Genomic DNA, 18,415 nt, shown 5'->3' with positions numbered 1-18,415 from the left:
TGCTAGTTTTTTCTTTTCAATATTTCCGACTTCGTTTTCAATCCCACAATTTTTTACTAAAATACAAATCAAAAAACCGATTTGATTCCGTTACAATAAAAAAGTTTAAATTTATCCCCAAAATATTATAATCGAAATATCGTCTTTCATTAAATTTTTTTATTTTTTAAATTAGCAACATCTAATCATGAAAAAACTCAACACCATTATCTTTTCACTCATTACTGCAATTTGTATCAAATCCCAACAAAATATTGTAATACATACCGGAACTCCTACAGAACCAAGCATTGCCATTAATCCCAACAATACTAATATAATGGCTGCAGGATCTAATATCAACAATTATTACTATTCTACAAATGGGGGACTGAATTGGACAAAAGGCACTCTATCCTCTACATATGGTGTTTGGGGAGATCCCACTTTACTATTTGATTATCAGAATAATTTATTTTTTGCTCATCTATCCAATCCTTCCAACGGTAACTGGATAGATAGAATCGTCGTTCAAAAATCTACAAATGGAGGTGCGAGCTATAACAATGGTAGTTTTGCCGGTCTCAATGGTGCAAAAGCTCAAGATAAGCAATGGCTGGCTGTAGACAAAAACAATAATCTGTACATGACATGGACACAGTTTGACAGCTATGGAAGTACTGATCCTGCTGATAAAACCTCTATCATGTTTTCCAAATCTACGGATAATGGAAATACATGGAGCAATGCGGTTAAAATAAATCAGATAGATGGAGATTGTGTGGACGAGGATAATACTGTAGAAGGAGCTGTTCCTGCAATTGGCCCTAATAATGAAATCTATGTATCTTGGGCTGGACCGGCAGGTTTAGTTTTTGACAGATCTTTAGATGGAGGAAATACTTGGCTTTCTAATGACATTTTAATTTCTTCCATTCCTAATGGCTGGGATTATACTATTCCGGGATTGGATCGTAGCAATGGGCTTCCTATTACTGCTTGCGATGTAAGCAATAGTCCCTATCGTGGAACTATTTATGTAAATTGGTCTGACCAAAGAAATGGAGTTAATAATACCGATATTTTTTTAAGTAAATCCACAGATAATGGAAATACTTGGTCTGCTCCTATTAAGGTAAACAACGATAATTCAGGAAAACATCAGTTTCTTACTTGGATGGCGATAGATCAAAGTAATGGCTATTTATATTTTGTTTTCTATGATAGAAGAAATTTTTCCGACAATACCACCGATGTATATATGGCAAGATCTACTGATGGCGGACAAACATTTACCAATATTAAAATAAATACGACTTCTTTCATCCCCAATAGTCAAATATTTTTTGGAGATTATACTAATATTGATGCGAAAAACGGCGTAATAAGACCAATATGGGGCGACAAGTTGAATGGAAGTAGCAGAATATTAACAGCTATTGTAAACGATACTATGTTCCTGAATACATCAGAAACTACAGATCATAAAGATAATGCTATTACATTTTATCCTAATCCTGTAAACGAAGAAGCCTATATTTCTTACAAACTACACGACAAATCAAAAGTTGAAATAAACGTATATGACAAATCCGGAAAGCTGATAAAAGAAATAATTAATGAATATCAGAATTATGGAAAATACATCCAAAAGATTGATATAGACCAACTAAACCTACCAAAAGGAAGCTACTTATGTGTATTAAAAGTAAATGGGAAAATTGCAAAATCAGAAAATTTTATTAAATAATTCTAACTTATAAGAGCGGGGAAAATTCTCCGCTTTTTAAAATAAAAAATTTAATGGAAGAAAAATTATTAATTATAGAGATACCTCTTAATGAGGAATTATACAAAAAGCAACTTAAAACTTTCTTTTATCATCGTTGGAAAAAAGGTATAGGAGAAATTAAAAGAATTGTAGTTTATATTTTAATAATGATTCTTACTACTATTTTTTCATATTTAGTTAAGGGAGAACCGTCAACTATATCCTTAATTCTTGTAACCATTTTAATTACAATATTGTATGTGCTATTATTTCAATATTTTAGAAACAAAAAGCATTTTTTTAAAAAAATAGATGAAACTATTAAAGAATGTAGAGAAAATAACAATGTTGCATTATTAGAACTAACAGATAGTTATATGTTTTTTAAAAATTCTTTTATGGAGCAAAAGTTAATATGGAGAAAAACTTCATATGAATATGCAAAAGATTTATTTATAGTAAATTTTGAACAAAATTTGCAATCATTTTTATTTGAAGAAAAAGAAATTGGAAGAGAAAATTATGAAAACTTAGTCTCCATCGTAAAAAAATATTCAAAAGAGAAAAAATTTTGAGTTATTCTCACAACTAAATAATGTGGGTTGAGAATCCTTTATAAGAAAACCATTCTTGGAGGTAGGTCGATAAAAATCATAAAAAAAGTTCGTTTTCACTAGTTATGAGACGGACTTTTTTATTTGATTAATTTACCGTCTTTCATCACGCTCATTCTGGCATTAAAGTTCAGATAATCCTCAAAAGGATTTTTATTCCAGATAATCAGGTTTGCTTTTTTACCTTTTTCAATAGTTCCGACCTCATTTTCGATTCCGATAGCTTTTGCTCCGCTATAGGTAGCAATTTTGAAAATTTCCTGAATACTGAAACCGTATTTTGCTAAAATCATTAGCTCAGAAATATTGGCTTTTCCTCCATTTGGAAGATCCGAACCCAATCTCAACTCAACACCTTTATCATTGATTTGCTTTACAAATTTCATCATTATGGCAAAGTTTTCTTTTGTTCTTTTAAGTTGTTTCGGTGTTAAAGTGTTGTCTTTCGGTTGAGTAAAAAAAGTGGATTCAAATTGTTCGTATAATCTGTGAAGAGTGGTAGAAAAAGTAGCATTTTTATTTTTCAATTCCTGAATAAAAGCCTGCATTTCAGCCGTTTTATGCTCATCAATAAATCTGAATTGCTCCAGAAAAAATTCTATTACTTTGGATTCACTATTGATTTCTCCGTAATTATCTTTAAACTGTTTATCCAGCAAAGTCCAATCATCATCATTAGTAATCACACTGTTTGGAATGGTTGCTAAATGTTCAAAATTAGTCAATCCTAATTTCAAAGTTTGATTAATGGTTAAATATTCCGAGCTAAAATCTCCGATATGACCATACATTCGGATGTTAAGTTGGTTTGCGGTTTTAATTACTTCAGAAAATTCAGGCTCTTTTAATCGATAATACAATTTGATGCGTTTTATTCCCAAAGAATGATATTCCAAAATTTTTTTCTTCGCGATTTCTGGCGAAGTAACTTCAGTATGAGCTATATAAGGCGTTCTATTGTCTTTTGAGATTAATGCACCTCCACAAACATAAAAATCCACATTGTCAGAATCAGAATTATTTTGCCATTTTACAAGAGGTTTTAGCCATTTTTCAGACTGTCCCATTGTCAAAACAGTGGTTGTTCCGTAAGGTAAATATTGATCTGATAAATTTTTTCTTAAAGTTGGTAAATTATTTTCAGGTAAAAATTCCGGTGCTTTTTCATAATCTCCAAATACATCCGTTGGATGAATATGAGTATCTACAAAACCTGGAGTTACTAATTTTCCGCTGACATTAAGAGTTTCCTTGCTTTTGTAATTCGTTTTATTTCCTACAATTTCCTGAATTTTCCCGTTTTTAATCAGAATGGTTTTATTCTTAATAATCTCTCCTGATTTTGCATCCAGAATTGCTCCATCGGTGATTTTCAGATCGTACATTTTGCTGGTTTTGCAACTTAAAACAAGCAACAAAGAAAACAATAGCAAAATAGGTTTCATTTGTGTTTTTATAGCATTTATGGTAATTTCGCTACCAATCGTTCAGGTAAAAATTTCAGAATCCAATAAATCATTTTCCATTTAAAATTCGGGACAATGGTAAAAGAATTTCCAGCATTCACAACAAATTTTGCAACATAATCCGGTTCCATTATCAGATTTTTGTTGAGTTCCAGACCTGCATTTATTTTGGTATTGATATAACCAATCACTAAAACGTTCACCTTAATTTTTCTTGAAGCTAATTCCTGTCTCAATCCTGCTAAATATTGTGTGAAAGCCGATTTTGTACTTCCATAAACGAAATTGCTTTTTCTTCCGCGAACTCCCGAAAGTGATGATAATCCAATAATTCTTTCCAAATTTTTGTTGTTTTCATCCATTGCAACGATATTCAGGATGGAAACTGCGCCCATATAATTGACCTGCATCATTTGCTTAGCTCCATTAAAATTTCTCAATGCTTCATGATTTTCAACTAAAAATCCTGCTGCATACACCACGATGTTTGGTTTTACAGGAAGTTCATCATAAAATTTTTGATGGGAATCAAAATCTGCCGCATCAAAATGTAAAATTGTAAATTTTGATTGATCCAGCTGATTTTCCTGCGCAAAATTTTCCAAAGATTTTGTATTTCTGGAAGCAGCGATTACCGAAAATCCTTTTTCAAGATATTGTTTGATGCACTGTTTGGCAACATCGGAATTGGCTCCGAGAATGAGAACTGTTTTTTTATTTTTCACAGATAACACAGATGCAACGCATCATTTGATTGAAAAAACATGAATTTATTCCCGTATCAAAGGCATTGTAGAGCACCTTAATAATCCTCCCATTTTGGAAATTTCGCGGTACGGAATTTCTTCCACAGTAAGACCCCATTCATTGCGAAGATGATTGTTCATTCTGGTAAAAGCCTTATCCGAAACCACAACTTCAGGAGAAATAGAAAAAATATTCGGGTACATTTCAAACATTTCTTCATCCGTGACATGGAAACAATTTTCTTCTCCAAAAATATCGAGAATCAAATGATAATCGCTTTCATCTACAAAACCATTTTTATAAACGATACATTTGTCTTTTCCTAAAGGATTAAAAGTACAATCTAGATGCAAAACACCTTCAAAAGGTTTGGTGTCATTTTTCTTTAAATCAAAATCAATGATTCTTTTTTTAGGGAAATATTCTTTCAAAATTTCAATAGCATATTCGTTGGTTCTTGCCGTCTTAAAATTTCTATAATCTTCACTATAACAAGTTCCGATGAAAAGAAAATCATTCCAGACAATGACGTCTCCTCCTTCTATATGAGCAGTTTCCGGAAGATTGATGATCTTTCTCCATTGCACTTTTTCAAAAATTTTGCGATATGCGTCCTGCTCATCAGCTCGATCTTTAATGACATTGGAAATAATCATTTTGTCATCAATCACAAAAGCAACATCTCTTGCAAAAACCTGATTGTAATCCTTAATTACATTAGGACGTAATACTTCTACGTCATATTTTTTCAGAACGGCCTCAAAAGCATCCATCTCGAAGATGATGTCTTCTTCTTTGGGATATATATTATTCTCTATGGAATGATATGATTTTGCATCATAGCTTTCTTCCAAAGTAGGAACTGACCCCATTGATTTTGGCTGTCCAAGTACAACGCTTTTCAGCTTTCCGGATTCGTTTTTTATATTCAGTTTCATAAAGATGTGAAGTAGACAAATATAAAGAAAGGATTCTAATACCAAAAATTTCGTACTACATTATTTTTTCGGTAGCAAAATTTAGAGATCAACCTGTCTTTTACTTTTCTGATTTCCTAAATCCCAATTTTGAATTGTTAAGCATTTAAAATTTAGCACTAATACTATCAATATAATCTGAAGGAGTACTGCCTGTTTGTTCTTTAAAAATACGATTGAATGTAGATTGCTGTGTAAATCCTGCTCTTGTGTAAATATGTTCTATAGTAAATCTCTGATGAGCATTATTTGCTATTTCTTCTTTCACCTGACTGATTCTGTATTCATTTACCAATTGACTGAATTTTTTATTTCCAATAGTATTTAATGCTCTGGAAATATAAGTAGTATTGGTCTCTAATAATTCTGCTAATTTTTTAATATTAAAGTTAGGATCCTGATAAGGTTTTATCTCTTCCATGCATCTTATGATGCTTTCGTACAAAGTATTTAGTTTGTCTTCAGGATTGTATTTTAATTTCGTTATATCTTGTCTTTTTAAACTTTCATTTTGTAAGTCATGCAGTAGAGGATTTACTAATTGGCGAAGTTGCTGTTTGTGTTCTATTTTATTGAATTCATTATAATAATAAAGAATAAGAAAGGACAGGTAAATAGAAATGCAAATGATAATATATTCTCGGTATTTTAAATTAGAAAGATATTCTTCAGAAAGCTTTTTAGGATGTGAAATATCTAATAATTCGGAAAAAGCAGGAGTAAAAAAACAGAGCAGAATAACACCCAGTGAAACAAAAAATGCTACCCTTATAGAGGTAAGCATTAAAATCATTGCAATAATAGGTACATAAAACATGAAAATTACTTTGGAGACGTGGCATAAAATCATGCTTATATAAAATACACACACCAATAAAGAAATGATAATTATACTATATATCCTCCAGAAATTGAATTGTGCTTTATAAATAAAAAAACTCAAATAGATGGTTGCCAAAAATAAAAAAAACAAAACTTTTTGGGATAATATAATCGGTGGTTTTCCTATATATATCTGTATAAATGCAAAAATATTGTAAAATGCAAAAATTCCCAAAATAGAGTATGTAAATATTTTTCCAAACTCATTTCGTTTTTCATTCAATTCTTTTTCGAAATTTTCCATATGCTACAGATATTAAGCAGCTGAAAAATAAAGCGTGGGGCAAAGCATCTTATTTATCTGCAGAGGTTCTGGTAAAACCATAGGGGAAACAAACAAGAGAAGCCCACGCCAAAAAACGTGAACGTCTACTTATATATCTATTCCCCTATTTTTAGAATTTACCAGATTCCTGCGGGTAGATGATAAGCTAACGTCTTATTTTCAATTCTGTATTAAAGACTAGTTTATCTAAGTTTTTCCTGTAAGTTTTTCTTTTTTTTTCAAACTTACACAATATTTTAAATAAACTATAAAATTTTATTCAAAAAAAAATTAAATTAAATCAAATGTTTCAAAGATACAAAATCACTTTTTTATACTAAAAATTCAGGTAAAGCAAATTTCCTTCCATAATCCAATGTATTGCATAAGACAATTCGCAAAATGCAATAAGTCAATTCATAAATTGATATAAGTTAATTTCTAAATTTTATCATTTTACGTTTTGTAAAAACCTGTTAATCAAAAACATAACAAAAAAAATCAATCAATCAATGAATTGACTGATAGACTTATCATTTTCGTTTAAAAAAAGATAAAAATTTGTAGTCCGGAAAAAACAGGATAGTTTCAGCATCTTGTTTTAACACATACAACAGGATTTGAAAATTAATTTTAAAATATAACTTGATGAGAAAAACTATTTTCCCCATTGCTCTTCTTTTTAGCTCATTTGCTTTAGCTCAAGAAGGGCGAGTTGGGATTAACACCGTAAATCCAAAAGCAACATTAGATGTAACAGGAAAACCAACTGATGCTTCACAATTAGACGGACTGATCGCTCCCAGAATTAGCGGAGACCAACTTTCTGCAAAAACCTACACTACAGACCAAACCGGAGCGATGGTATACATAACAGCTGCCGCTTCTGCATTATCCGGACAAGTAATAAATGTCTCCGCTCCCGGATATTATTATTTTGATGGAACGGTTTGGCAAGTCTTTAAAGGAGCAACGAATGATGCATGGAAAACAACAGGAAATTCTGGAACAACAAGAGGTACCAACTATATTGGGACAAATGATGATAATGATCTTATGTTCAAAACCAATGGACAATACAGGATGCATATCAATAAACACGGAGGTATTGTAATCGGAGATTCTACTCAGGTGTATAACTCCAATATGCAGAATAACTTTTCAGGAATAAGAATCCAATACCGTAATGATGATGTAGATGGAAATCCAACCAATAATCCTCCTAAACCAGCTTTTGGTATAGGAAATATTTTAGATACAAATATAAAATCTGGGACATCCAGTACAGGCTCTATACGATCATTTACCACAAGACTAAATCTAACAGCAGAAGCAGGAGGAACAAAACCAAGTGGAGATGTTTCAGGTGCAAGTATTTATGCTTATCGTGGTCCTGCAACAGCTCTCACCACAGATGGTACAGGTTCTATTGCCGTAATGTCCGGCTTAAATCTTTTTGCTGGTAACGGAACTGGTTCTTTAGGAACAACCTCTAGATTTTATGGTATTAATTTAACTCCAAATAACCAAGGAGCAGGAACTATTACAGATTATTACGGTTATTATATGGGAGTTACCAATGGGAATACAGGTACTATTACCAACAGATATGGTATATATATCGATAACGATTTTAAGAATTATTTTAAAGGATTTTCCGGCTTTGGTACCAATACACCAACCAATCTGCTTCACGTAACAGCCACCGCAAACCCTGTTCGTTTTGAAGGATTACAAACTGGTGCTGCAACAGATAACATTGTTACAGTAGATGCAACGGGAGTATTGAAAACCGTTTCTGCATCATCTGTAGGTTCTTCTACAGAACCTTGGTATAATCAGGCTACCAATACAGGAGCAACTTCCAACACACAAAATATCTATCAGATGGGCAATGTAGGTATTGGTATCAATGCCCCTACTAAATTGCTGGATGTTTACGGACAATCTCAGTTTGGACGCACTGGTGTTATAAATGGTGATATGAGTGTTGCGCATTCCATTACAGTAACAGCAGGTACATCTGGACAATCTATTATGAATGTTACCAACAATAACGATAATGGCGTCGCTTATATCGGATTAACAAACACCGGAACTTCAGGACAAGCATGGTCTATGCGCGTTGGAGGAAACAATTCTAGTGGTACTAATGGTGTCGGTCCTCAAGAAGGAAACATGGTAATAAGGAATAATACAACAGATGTTGCGGTATTTACAAAAACTACCAATAACATGGGTATTGGTCAACTAAAGCCAACAAACAGACTTCATGTGTATGATACCACAGACCCAGTTCGTTTTGAAGGATTGACAGCAGGTTCTGCAACCGATAATATCGTAACCGTAGATGCAAACGGTGTGTTGAAGAAAACAACGGCTACAACAGCTTCTTTTATCAGCGATTTACGTTTGGTAGGTACTAGCAACCATATTACCCAAGATGCAGGAGTTGGAAGCAATGGTACCAGTGTAGGTACAGGTACATACAATATCGCTATCGGTCAAGATGTACTTTCAAACAACACTTCGGGAGGTAGCAATACTGCTGTAGGTAATTTTTCTTTACTTAAAAATACTACAGGGCAACAAAATGTTGCCATAGGAAGCGGCGCTTTATACTCCAATACTACTGGGAGTTCTAATAGTGCATTGGGAACAAGTGCTTTAGAGCTTAACACTACTGGTTCACAAAATAGTGCTTTTGGTCTTTTAGCTTTAGGAGAAAATACTACTGCCAGTGGTAACAGTGCCTTTGGATACAGTGCATTAGGCCTTAATTCTACTGGATCTAGCAATAGTGCCTTTGGTGTAAATGCACTAAGAATAAATACTACAGGAGCATCTAACACCGCAGTTGGAGCTAATACATTAGTAACGAACACCACGGGAAGTAACCTGGTAGCTATAGGAGATACTGCACTCAATCAAAATACTACAGGAATCTATAATGTTGCAATAGGATCTGCATCTATGCTTTCTAATACCTCTGGACAAATGAATGTAGCTGTAGGATCTTCTACTCTTAGAAAAAATACCACAGGAGTTTATAATATTGCTATAGGATCTTCCTCGATGTTTTCTAATACTACAGGACAGCAGAACGTAGCTATTGGAACAGGAGCCTTACAAGACAATGATACAGGCTTCCAAAACACCGCTGTTGGTAACTTTGCATTATCAAGTAATATTTCAGGGGTTAATAATACAGGTATTGGGTCGCAGGCTTTAAAGTCAAATACTGCAAGCTATAATACTGCTGTAGGGCAAACATCTTTAGAAAGTAACACCACTGGAACATTAAATACAGCATTAGGATATGCATCCCTCAACAGCAATAAAACCACAGATGGTAACACCGCTATTGGAGAAAGCGCAATCAGACACTTAACAGCAGGAGGTAAAAATACTGTAATGGGACGAGGAGCTTTACAAGTTTTAGCAAATGCCACAGAAAATGTAGTAATTGGCGCAGAAGCTATGGGCACTATAGGTATTGCATCCAACTATAATACAATTGTAGGAACTTTCGCATTTGCTGGGGGAGTTACTGTAGGAGGCTCAAAGAATACTGCATTAGGATATAAAGCTTTGCTAAATAGTACAGCCGGTGATAATAATATTGCTATTGGTAGCAATACCGATGTTACATCTAGTACCGGAAGCAACCAAATGAATATCGGTAATATTATTTTCGGTAATAACATGAACGGTACTTTAGCCGCACCGGCAGGTAACATCGGTATCGGTGTAACCAATCCAACCAAAAAATTAGAAGTAAACGGTACCATCAAAGCTAAGGATATTAATTTTACAGGTTTGGCTACATATGCAGATGATGCAACAGCAGGTGCAGGTGGTTTGGTAACAGGGGATGTTTATAAAACCGCAGCAGGAGATCTCAAAATTAAATTATAGAACTAAAAATCAGGGAGAGAAATTCTTTCTCTCCCTAAATACTAATCTAATTAATACCACAAAAATTAAGAATTTTTATTTAAAAGTAAATTATGAATCAAAAAACATTATCCATTATCAGCTACATCACCATTATCGGATGGCTGGTCGCATACTTTAGTTCAAAAAATGAATCCAGAACTCCTCTTCTTGTAAAGCATTTGGAACAAAGTCTTGGTATGTTCATTATTTCCTTGGTCACAAGCATTATCATTTCAATAGTTACAACAATGGTTCCTTTTCTGGCACCTTTGTCATACGTCAATGTCCTGTTTTTTGTGCTTATCATAACAGGTATTATCAATGCTGCGAATAATAAAATCACTGTTCTGCCAATTATCGGAATTTTATTTAATGATAAATTCTCTTTTCTCCATAAATGACCAACTCGAAAAACGAATAATAAACAAAGGCGACGAAAACACAAAAAAGAGAATGTAAAAAAAAAAGAAAGCAAAGCTAAAAGATCAGAAAATGTTCTTGTAAAAACAGAAATGAGAAATTAAAACAAATTGATAGTTGATAATTTATACATTTTGGAAAGTTAGTTTCATAGGTTCTTTCCAAAAACAAGCCGTCATCCCAAAACAAAGTACGATGGCTTGTTCTATCAATTTCTGAAAAAAATCAAAAAAACGCAAAAAACATATGATTGATAAAAGCTTAAAGTACATCCATATCGGAAAATATATAGAGCTCAAGGTAAAAGAAAGCAGTATCAATTCCGACAGAATCTGCAAGTTTTTTAGCACCAGTGAAGAAAAAATTGAAGAATATTACCGCAATGAAGATATCAGTGCAGCCGAATTACTAAAATGGTGCAAACTTCTGGATTATGACTTTTTCAGGATATATACCGGACATTTGATTCTCTATTCTCCTCCGTGCAAAAATCCAACACCACAACCTTCAGATCTGCCTGTTTTCAGGAAAAACATTTATACTCGGGAGGTCATCAATTATCTGATTGATCTGATTCAAAATAAAAAGAAAAGCATTCCGGAAGTGATAGAACGCTATGGAATCCCAAAAACAACTCTATACAAATGGTTAAAAAAACATAATGTAACAGAAGAATCTAAATAAATAACAAACACAAAATCATGAAAATCAACAACAAAAGCATCATCAAATTTCTTTTCCTGACCCATAGCATTTTTTTATTGCTCATCATTGTGTCACTTTTAGGATTCAGAATATTCTCTTCTGATATTTTCGGTAAAATAAAATATTTCGGCTTTACCTTCATTGTCTATAGCATTATAAGAATATTCCGTCTAAAATATATTGAATATGAAAACTCGGGTGAAGTTCTCTCGCTGAAAAGCTATGGAATATTTCAAAAAAAGAATCTAAAAAACCAAATAGAAATGCCACTGAATAAAATTAATACCATACGTGTACAAAAATCTTTTTGGTATAACTACCTCATCATCAAAGTACAGAAAGACGATGAGAAAATTGTGAAAATTCATTTTCCAATTGATAACATAAGGCGAACAGATCTATTAGTTATTGAAAAAACTTTTAACAACTATTAGTAATTAGAAATATTTAGTTTCTAACTGCTAAATCCTTAATTCCTAGCTTCTAATTCATAACTTAAATCTCATGCCTAATTATATTAACATTTACAAGGATATCATTTTAGAAAAGTTTCCGGAAAAAATGGAAACCCAACAAGTAAAAAGTTTTTTTTCCGGTAAAGATCATTCACATCTTGATATTATAAAAATTAACGATTTTATCTATAGCAACAATTATATATCGGAGAATCAAAAACTAAGATCCTATGATAAAAAAAGTATTATAAAAATATTGCTTTACCAAAAAAAGAATATGCTCTCCAATCAATCTATTTCTATGAAATATAAAGTAAGCAGAAACACTATTGCTCAATGGAAAAAATGGTTTGCAGAAGAAATATAGGTGAAAAATTGTTTTTATTATACTTTAATACAAACAAGAATTTCAAGTAAATCTTAAAAGTCCAAGACTTTAAAATTTAATCATTTAAAGCAAAAAAATATTGACTAAGGAATTTTCCAACAATCCTTATGACTTCTCTTTTGCCCTTTCAAAATAATTATATAATTAAAAATAAAATAATGAAAAGGAACACTATTAATTTCCTCTCAGTAAAAATTTGGATTACCTTATTCATCATGTTCTTTTTGAACACCTTTGCCCAATCCTTTGTTATTGGATTTCCAAATTTTTCCACTGCTCCCGTTACTAACCCCAGAAACCTTACAGTGTGTAACGGTTCATCCCAATTACAGGTAAGACTAAGTGCAGCCGCTTCGTCTTCCACAGGAGCAGACATCACTATTTCGTTACCTACCGGTATAGAATATGTAAGTGGATCTTTAGCTACTATTAGCAGCAATGCGGGACTTACCATCGTCGAAAATGGTGGTACTGCACAAGCACCCAAGTTTAAGCTCAGTAATGCCATCGCTATTGGTGATGATATTGTTTTTACTATAGATCGTAAAGCCACGTGTTCCGCACGTACGGCAGCTATAGCCGGAACTACTTTCAAAGATGAGGTTACAGGTACTATTACAGGGCAAACTGCCAGTACAAGTTCATCATCAGCTTATACCATTTCCTATCCTGTATTTAGTTTTACACAGCCTACCACACAAACCAATGCAGTTGTAGGGCAAACATACAGCCGAATCTTTACCATTTCAAACGGTGGTAATGGAGAGGCAACAGAGGTCCACTTTTCTATAGATTATCCATCTAATGGCATACAACAAACCGCTTTAGAGCTGACAGGAGGTTCAGGAAGTACAGGAACTCCGGTAATATTAACACCTACTTCAACGGTAGGAACAACAAGTTACTATACAATCACAGCTGCCAATCTTTCTGGAGGTAGCTTTGATTTTGGTGAAAACCTTAGCATTACCGAAACCTATAAAGTAAAAATCTGTAATCCTGCTACAAATTATGCAGCGGGTTGGGGTTGCGGCAGTACAAGTTCTGCTTGGTGTCAAACGGTAACAGGTAGTGCCGGAGTTACTATGGCTACAGGAGTTCCGAATATTGGTTTAACATTCACCCGTGTTTCTTCCGGAGATTTTTGTACAGGAGATACCTGGCGTTACACTTATGTAAACAATGGTTCTGAAAATACTACAGGTGCAGGAACTGCCTTTAACATTAAAACACTATTAGGAACAGGAACATGGCCAACTCCCACAACCGCAGTACAATCTGGTCCAGCGTATTTAACCAATTTTACTATCAATGGAGTACCTGTTAGTTTTAATCCCAGAACGGGAACACAAGGGTGGACACTGGATTTATCACAACTAACCTCTGATCCTGATGGCACAGGTGGATTGACTGATGCTGATGGTGACGGGCAATTTGATGATTTGCCTAAAGGTGCTACTTTAATAATTGATTACCAAATGATGTGGGATGCAACACACAGTTTTTTCACGCATACTTGTGTCAATGATTCTAGTTTAGATGTAGTTCCCAATGCACGTATAGATTATAGCAACCAGTGTAGTACAACTTTTTCTAATTTCAATCCAACACCAGCAAGTAGCTTACGTTATATGTTATCTGGTGCTGACAATACAATGGTGATAAGTACTCCGAGTGTAGCGGTAGGAACACCTTTTACAGCACGCTTTTTAATCAATCTTAATGAAAACAGAATGCCTGGTTCAACAGCCGATGGTCGATTACAGCTTCGCTTTACCTTACCTGCAGGTATAAGTCTTTCTAGTACCAATGCTTTTTATCAGGCTACTATTACCGGAGCTCAAAACGCTGTAACTGCTGTACAGACGGGGAATAATGTTACCTTAACCTTTTTATACAACAATAATAGTTTTCAAACCCAAAGTTTTTATGTAGACTTCATAACTGACAGCTCTGTATGTGGCGATATATCTATGCCGTACAGTTTTGTTTATTTCAGTACTACTTGCCCATCCTACGAAAATTTATTGGAATGTGGCACTTTCAAAATAAATAATTTATGTCCTTGTCCTTCTTTAACAGCAGGTGGAGTAATAAGTACTATTCCCACTGCGCAAAGAACAACACTGGGTTGGACTAATAACACTCTTTCTACCCATGTAACAGCAGCTTCATTACCAGCCAGATCATTAAAAAGATTACTAACTAATGATGAAGCAATAATTACAATGGCCGGTACCCAAGCAGCGGGAGCAACATTTAATAATATGTACTTAAGTATCAACTTTGAAAGACCAAGTCTTTCCAATGCGTATTTAAACATTTTAAATACTTCCACCGTTACTATTACCGATGCAAGTACAGGAAATGTATATGCATTACCACTACCGACACCTACAACAAGTAATGTTACAGCTACGCAAGAAACTTATACCTACAATTTTGGTTCTTTAATTGGTACGCTTTTACCTGCTGGATTTATGTTTGAACCAGGAGATACCTACACTCTGAATATGAATGTAAAATACACAGGATCAGCCGTAACTCCAACCAACATAGAGAAAGCACTTTCGCCAAACGCTAAATTTTATAATCTGGATGCTACCAATGTCATTATGGGTTGCGGAGGAGGACTTGCCGAACTTTATATAATACCTAATCCTGGTAAGAGTGTGCAATTTTTTGCACAGAGTACTTTAGGTTCAGGATGTACAGGTGGTGTACTCACTGGTTCATATGTGCAATTCATACCAACAGAAACAGATCCTTTTCCTAATGAGTTTAGACCTGCTGCATATATTGATGAAATGAAATTTACTCTGCCAACAGGATTCTCATATGATGCTTCAAGATTAACTGTTTTCACTGGGACTAATGATGGAGGTAGTAGTTTTTCTTATAATCCTCCTGCTCCAATTATTACAGGTAATGTGCTTACCTATACCAATGATGGTTCATGGCGATTGAGCGATCAAAATTTACACTCTAGTACATCCTATGGTTTTACTATTCCTATTGTAGCTAACTGTGGTGCCAATACTGGTATTGTAAGTATTCCGGCACTTACAATGAAGGTAAGACCCTATTATTATAGCTATCAAAATGCGCCTGCAATACCTGGTATTCCGGATGCAACAATTATACAGCAATCATTCATAAGCGCAGCAACTACAAGTAATTATATACTTAAACCAGCAACCACATTAAGTAACCAAACTGGTACAATACAAGCATCCCTCCCTACAGAGAGTTTTACCGTAAGGGTTTCTTCTACAGGTGCTAGTGCAGCCAATAATGTGTGGGTGGCTATTCAAAATAATCCTAATGTAACAATTACTAATGTAGTTGATTTAGCAACCAATACCTCTTTAACAGGAACTGCGTATTCTAACGGCAAATGGTATCAAGTTGCTTCTTCATTAACGTCTTCAGCTACAAAGGATATCCGTATTGATTTTACCTATACTACCTGTACTGCCGATGCTATTACTGTACTTTCAGGCTGGGATTGTGCAGGATATCCAACAAGTCCTGATAGTTATTTGTGTACACCAAGTTCGGTAACTTTACCTTTCATCCCACAGACAGGAGAGGTTCAATTGTCGTCTGTTTCTCAACCTTCTATTCCTCTTTCAGGGATATGCTCTCCTCTCAATTACCAATATGAAATAAACTCTGCCGGTGCAGGAAACCTCATCAATGTAAAACTGGATATTACATTGCCTCAAGGCGCATCGATAGTACCAGGAACTCTATTGGCAGAATATCCTAAAGGTGCTAATAATTGGGCGGCGGTAAATTATACAACAGCAGGTAATATCATTACGGCAGACCTCACCACACACCCTAACTATCCTTCTGCAGGATTGCCAGGAACACTAAATGATGGTGGAGATTCCAACAAAAGGCTAATACCTGTAAAATTCGCCATAATTACAGATTGTACATTTGTATCAGGGTCTAACCTTTCACTAACGCCGTATGCAAAAAAAACCTGTGGTGCAGATGCTACAGGAAATGGAGCAACAACTTATACAGGATCATTAGACGTGGTTGGAGCTACACCTGATTATCTTGTATCCAGCAAAATAAACTTATCACCAATAGGTACGTTCGATAATTGTAATACGCCACTTGCGCTTCCGGTAGAGCAAACAATCGTAAGCACCACCTCCACAGGAAATACTGCCTCCACGCAGATTGATCTTCCTACAGGCTATGATTTTGTAAGTACTACTGTAAACTGCACATCTACTTTCTGTCCTACTGTGGTGGGAGTATATACCAATGGTATCAACGGAACAAAATATATGGTTTTAAAAATTCCAAGTGGAATGACTTCGGGAGATAAACTGATATATAGTATAGACATTAAGAAAATCTCGCCTACAAACTGTGGTGCAAATACTATACTGATAAGGGGCTTTGATGTAGCAGGAAACATTCCTTGTCCTACAGAAATTACAGGAACATGTTCACAAATCGTAGTGCAAACAGGAAGCTACAATTACAATTTTACCATTGATAATCCGGTGTTGAATATAAATGCCATTAGTGGTACTATTTCTTCAGGCTTGTTATCGGGCAGTATTACCGTAGCCAATACTTCGGCAATAAACCAAACCAATACTAATCCGACAAATCCTGTGAAAGTAGATTTTTATTGTGCTGATTTCAATGGTGTTTCCACAGGACAATTTTTAGGTTCTTATACTTTGACAGGAAGTATTCCAGCAGGAACATCAGTAACAGAAAATTTTTCTTTACCGGTTACTATGTGTACGAATGCGGTAAAAGTTCTTGCCAGGATTTCAGCAAATAATAATTGTATTTGTTCTTCTACTTCTGATACTTTTACTTTGATATGTTATAATCCCGCAAATACTAACGGTCAGGCATTGGATACTAAATATGGAATTACTGCACTGGGAAGAGCCGGAAATCAAAATCCAGACAACTGGCCTATGATACGCAAAGGTGCATGGACTGTATTAGAAGCAAAAACCAAAGGTTTTGTAATCAACAGAATTCCTACATCAGCACAGGTAAATGCAATTGCAAATCCTACGGAAGGTATGATAGTATATGATGAAGAAGCAAAATGTTTAAAAATCTATACTACTACAGATAATGGCGTTACATATGGATGGAAGTGTCTATCAACACAAACATGTCCAAATTAAAATATAAATTTTTTCAACCATTGGAATTATTTTTTCCTGTGGTTGAATTTTTCAAATATCAATTAAAATTATACATTATGGTAAAAACTAAAAAAATATTGAATATTTTCATCATATTGATATCTGCAATATCTTCTGCCCAAGTTGTGATAGGCGGAAGCACACCCAGCTCTATCTCTGCTTCATTAGAATTTAGCTCCTTAGAAAATAGGGGGCTAATATTGCCATGGGTAGATTCGGTATCTGCAGTGGAAACAGCGGGAGTAGTAGATGGCACTTTTATATATGATGTTTCCAGCAAAGCAGTAAAATTTAGAGAAAATGGAGTATGGAAAGATCTTTCCAACAATAATGGTGTTGTAGATACTAGTATACAAGATACTAAATCTGACAAGCCTAATGCAAAAGTTGTAATTGGTTCTAACGGCTCAACAAATAACACTCCTGGTATTTTGGTGCTTTCCGATACCAATAAAGCAATGATACTTCCTAAAGTAGCCAGTCCGCATCTTAATATTATAAGCCCATCAGCTGGGATGATTGTTTATGATACCACAGCACATCAGGTTGCTGTTTTTAATGGCAATGTATGGAGTTATTGGAAACCATAAAGCTTTGAGATTT

At 34.4% G+C, this 18,415-nt stretch carries 13 protein-coding genes; 9 read left to right on the top strand and 4 right to left on the bottom strand.

Annotation, left to right across the window (positions count from 1 at the left end; translation table 11 throughout):
- Positions 1–187 precede the first annotated feature (187 nt).
- Both AC2A1C_RS12780 and AC2A1C_RS12775 read left to right on the top strand, forming a co-directional pair.
- Positions 188–1,729: a T9SS type A sorting domain-containing protein gene (locus AC2A1C_RS12780; RefSeq protein WP_484026153.1), complete on the top strand. Its 1,542-nt coding sequence runs from the start codon at positions 188–190 to the stop codon at positions 1,727–1,729.
- Between the two features lie 53 nt (positions 1,730–1,782).
- Positions 1,783–2,325 carry a hypothetical protein gene (locus AC2A1C_RS12775; protein WP_484026152.1) on the top strand — a complete coding sequence of 181 codons (543 nt, stop codon included), beginning with the start codon at positions 1,783–1,785 and terminating at the stop codon, positions 2,323–2,325.
- Positions 2,326–2,444: 119 nt separating this feature from the next.
- Here the strand turns inward: AC2A1C_RS12775 and AC2A1C_RS12770 are convergent, their stop codons facing one another.
- The 4 genes from AC2A1C_RS12770 to AC2A1C_RS12755 all read right to left on the bottom strand — a co-directional run bounded on the left by AC2A1C_RS12770 (position 2,445) and on the right by AC2A1C_RS12755 (position 6,680).
- Entirely contained in the window at positions 2,445–3,809 is a 1,365-nt protein-coding gene (locus AC2A1C_RS12770; protein WP_484026151.1) for an amidohydrolase family protein, read from the bottom strand.
- 17 nt (positions 3,810–3,826) lie between these two features.
- Positions 3,827–4,555 carry an SDR family NAD(P)-dependent oxidoreductase gene (locus tag AC2A1C_RS12765; RefSeq protein ID WP_484026150.1) on the bottom strand — a complete coding sequence of 243 codons (729 nt, stop codon included), beginning with the start codon at positions 4,553–4,555 and terminating at the stop codon, positions 3,827–3,829.
- Positions 4,556–4,600: 45 nt separating this feature from the next.
- Positions 4,601–5,515, bottom strand: a complete 915-nt coding sequence (locus tag AC2A1C_RS12760) for a dimethylarginine dimethylaminohydrolase family protein (protein WP_484026149.1) — start codon at positions 5,513–5,515, stop codon at positions 4,601–4,603.
- Positions 5,516–5,660: 145 nt separating this feature from the next.
- The gene (locus AC2A1C_RS12755) at positions 5,661–6,680 is read right to left on the bottom strand and encodes a helix-turn-helix domain-containing protein (protein ID WP_484026147.1); all 1,020 of its coding nucleotides are present in this window, start codon (positions 6,678–6,680) and stop codon (positions 5,661–5,663) included.
- A gap of 669 nt (positions 6,681–7,349) precedes the next feature.
- Here AC2A1C_RS12755 and AC2A1C_RS12750 point away from each other — a divergent pair.
- From AC2A1C_RS12750 to AC2A1C_RS12720, 7 genes are all read left to right on the top strand, one after another.
- A complete protein-coding gene (locus AC2A1C_RS12750; RefSeq protein ID WP_484026146.1) occupies positions 7,350–10,619 on the top strand; it encodes a beta strand repeat-containing protein in 3,270 nt (1,089 codons plus the stop codon).
- 92 nt (positions 10,620–10,711) lie between these two features.
- A complete protein-coding gene (locus AC2A1C_RS12745; protein WP_484026145.1) occupies positions 10,712–11,041 on the top strand; it encodes a DUF4870 domain-containing protein in 330 nt (109 codons plus the stop codon).
- A gap of 265 nt (positions 11,042–11,306) precedes the next feature.
- Complete coding sequence (locus AC2A1C_RS12740) at positions 11,307–11,744, top strand: transposase (RefSeq protein WP_484026144.1); 438 nt, start codon at positions 11,307–11,309, stop codon at positions 11,742–11,744.
- Positions 11,745–11,761: 17 nt separating this feature from the next.
- Positions 11,762–12,199 carry a hypothetical protein gene (locus AC2A1C_RS12735; RefSeq protein WP_484026142.1) on the top strand — a complete coding sequence of 146 codons (438 nt, stop codon included), beginning with the start codon at positions 11,762–11,764 and terminating at the stop codon, positions 12,197–12,199.
- A 70-nt stretch (positions 12,200–12,269) separates the two neighbouring features.
- Positions 12,270–12,587 (top strand): helix-turn-helix domain-containing protein, encoded by a 318-nt coding sequence (locus AC2A1C_RS12730; RefSeq protein ID WP_484026141.1) that lies wholly within the window; start codon positions 12,270–12,272, stop codon positions 12,585–12,587.
- Positions 12,588–12,766: 179 nt separating this feature from the next.
- Positions 12,767–17,791 carry a hypothetical protein gene (locus AC2A1C_RS12725; RefSeq protein ID WP_484026139.1) on the top strand — a complete coding sequence of 1,675 codons (5,025 nt, stop codon included), beginning with the start codon at positions 12,767–12,769 and terminating at the stop codon, positions 17,789–17,791.
- A 77-nt stretch (positions 17,792–17,868) separates the two neighbouring features.
- Positions 17,869–18,402: a hypothetical protein gene (locus tag AC2A1C_RS12720; RefSeq protein ID WP_484026138.1), complete on the top strand. Its 534-nt coding sequence runs from the start codon at positions 17,869–17,871 to the stop codon at positions 18,400–18,402.
- The last annotated feature ends 13 nt before the right edge of the window (positions 18,403–18,415 follow it).

The sequence above is a fragment of the Chryseobacterium sp. HNCC26DJ241 genome, assembly GCF_057180505.1.
Note: the sequence above shows the minus strand (reverse complement) of the source record. Positions and strands in the feature narration are given on the sequence as shown.

Bases quoted from the DNA above. Each gene is read 5' to 3' on its own strand.
- AC2A1C_RS12745 (WP_484026145.1), top strand. From the start codon at position 10,712: ATGAATCAAAAAACATTATCCATTATCAGCTACATCACCATTATCGGA.
- AC2A1C_RS12770 (WP_484026151.1), bottom strand. From the start codon at position 3,809: ATGAAACCTATTTTGCTATTGTTTTCTTTGTTGCTTGTTTTAAGTTGC.
- AC2A1C_RS12760 (WP_484026149.1), bottom strand. From the start codon at position 5,515: ATGAAACTGAATATAAAAAACGAATCCGGAAAGCTGAAAAGCGTTGTA.
- AC2A1C_RS12735 (WP_484026142.1), top strand. From the start codon at position 11,762: ATGAAAATCAACAACAAAAGCATCATCAAATTTCTTTTCCTGACCCAT.
- AC2A1C_RS12740 (WP_484026144.1), top strand. From the start codon at position 11,307: ATGATTGATAAAAGCTTAAAGTACATCCATATCGGAAAATATATAGAG.
- AC2A1C_RS12780 (WP_484026153.1), top strand. From the start codon at position 188: ATGAAAAAACTCAACACCATTATCTTTTCACTCATTACTGCAATTTGT.
- AC2A1C_RS12775 (WP_484026152.1), top strand. From the start codon at position 1,783: ATGGAAGAAAAATTATTAATTATAGAGATACCTCTTAATGAGGAATTA.
- AC2A1C_RS12730 (WP_484026141.1), top strand. From the start codon at position 12,270: ATGCCTAATTATATTAACATTTACAAGGATATCATTTTAGAAAAGTTT.
- AC2A1C_RS12720 (WP_484026138.1), top strand. From the start codon at position 17,869: ATGGTAAAAACTAAAAAAATATTGAATATTTTCATCATATTGATATCT.
- AC2A1C_RS12755 (WP_484026147.1), bottom strand. From the start codon at position 6,680: ATGGAAAATTTCGAAAAAGAATTGAATGAAAAACGAAATGAGTTTGGA.
- AC2A1C_RS12725 (WP_484026139.1), top strand. From the start codon at position 12,767: ATGAAAAGGAACACTATTAATTTCCTCTCAGTAAAAATTTGGATTACC.
- AC2A1C_RS12750 (WP_484026146.1), top strand. From the start codon at position 7,350: ATGAGAAAAACTATTTTCCCCATTGCTCTTCTTTTTAGCTCATTTGCT.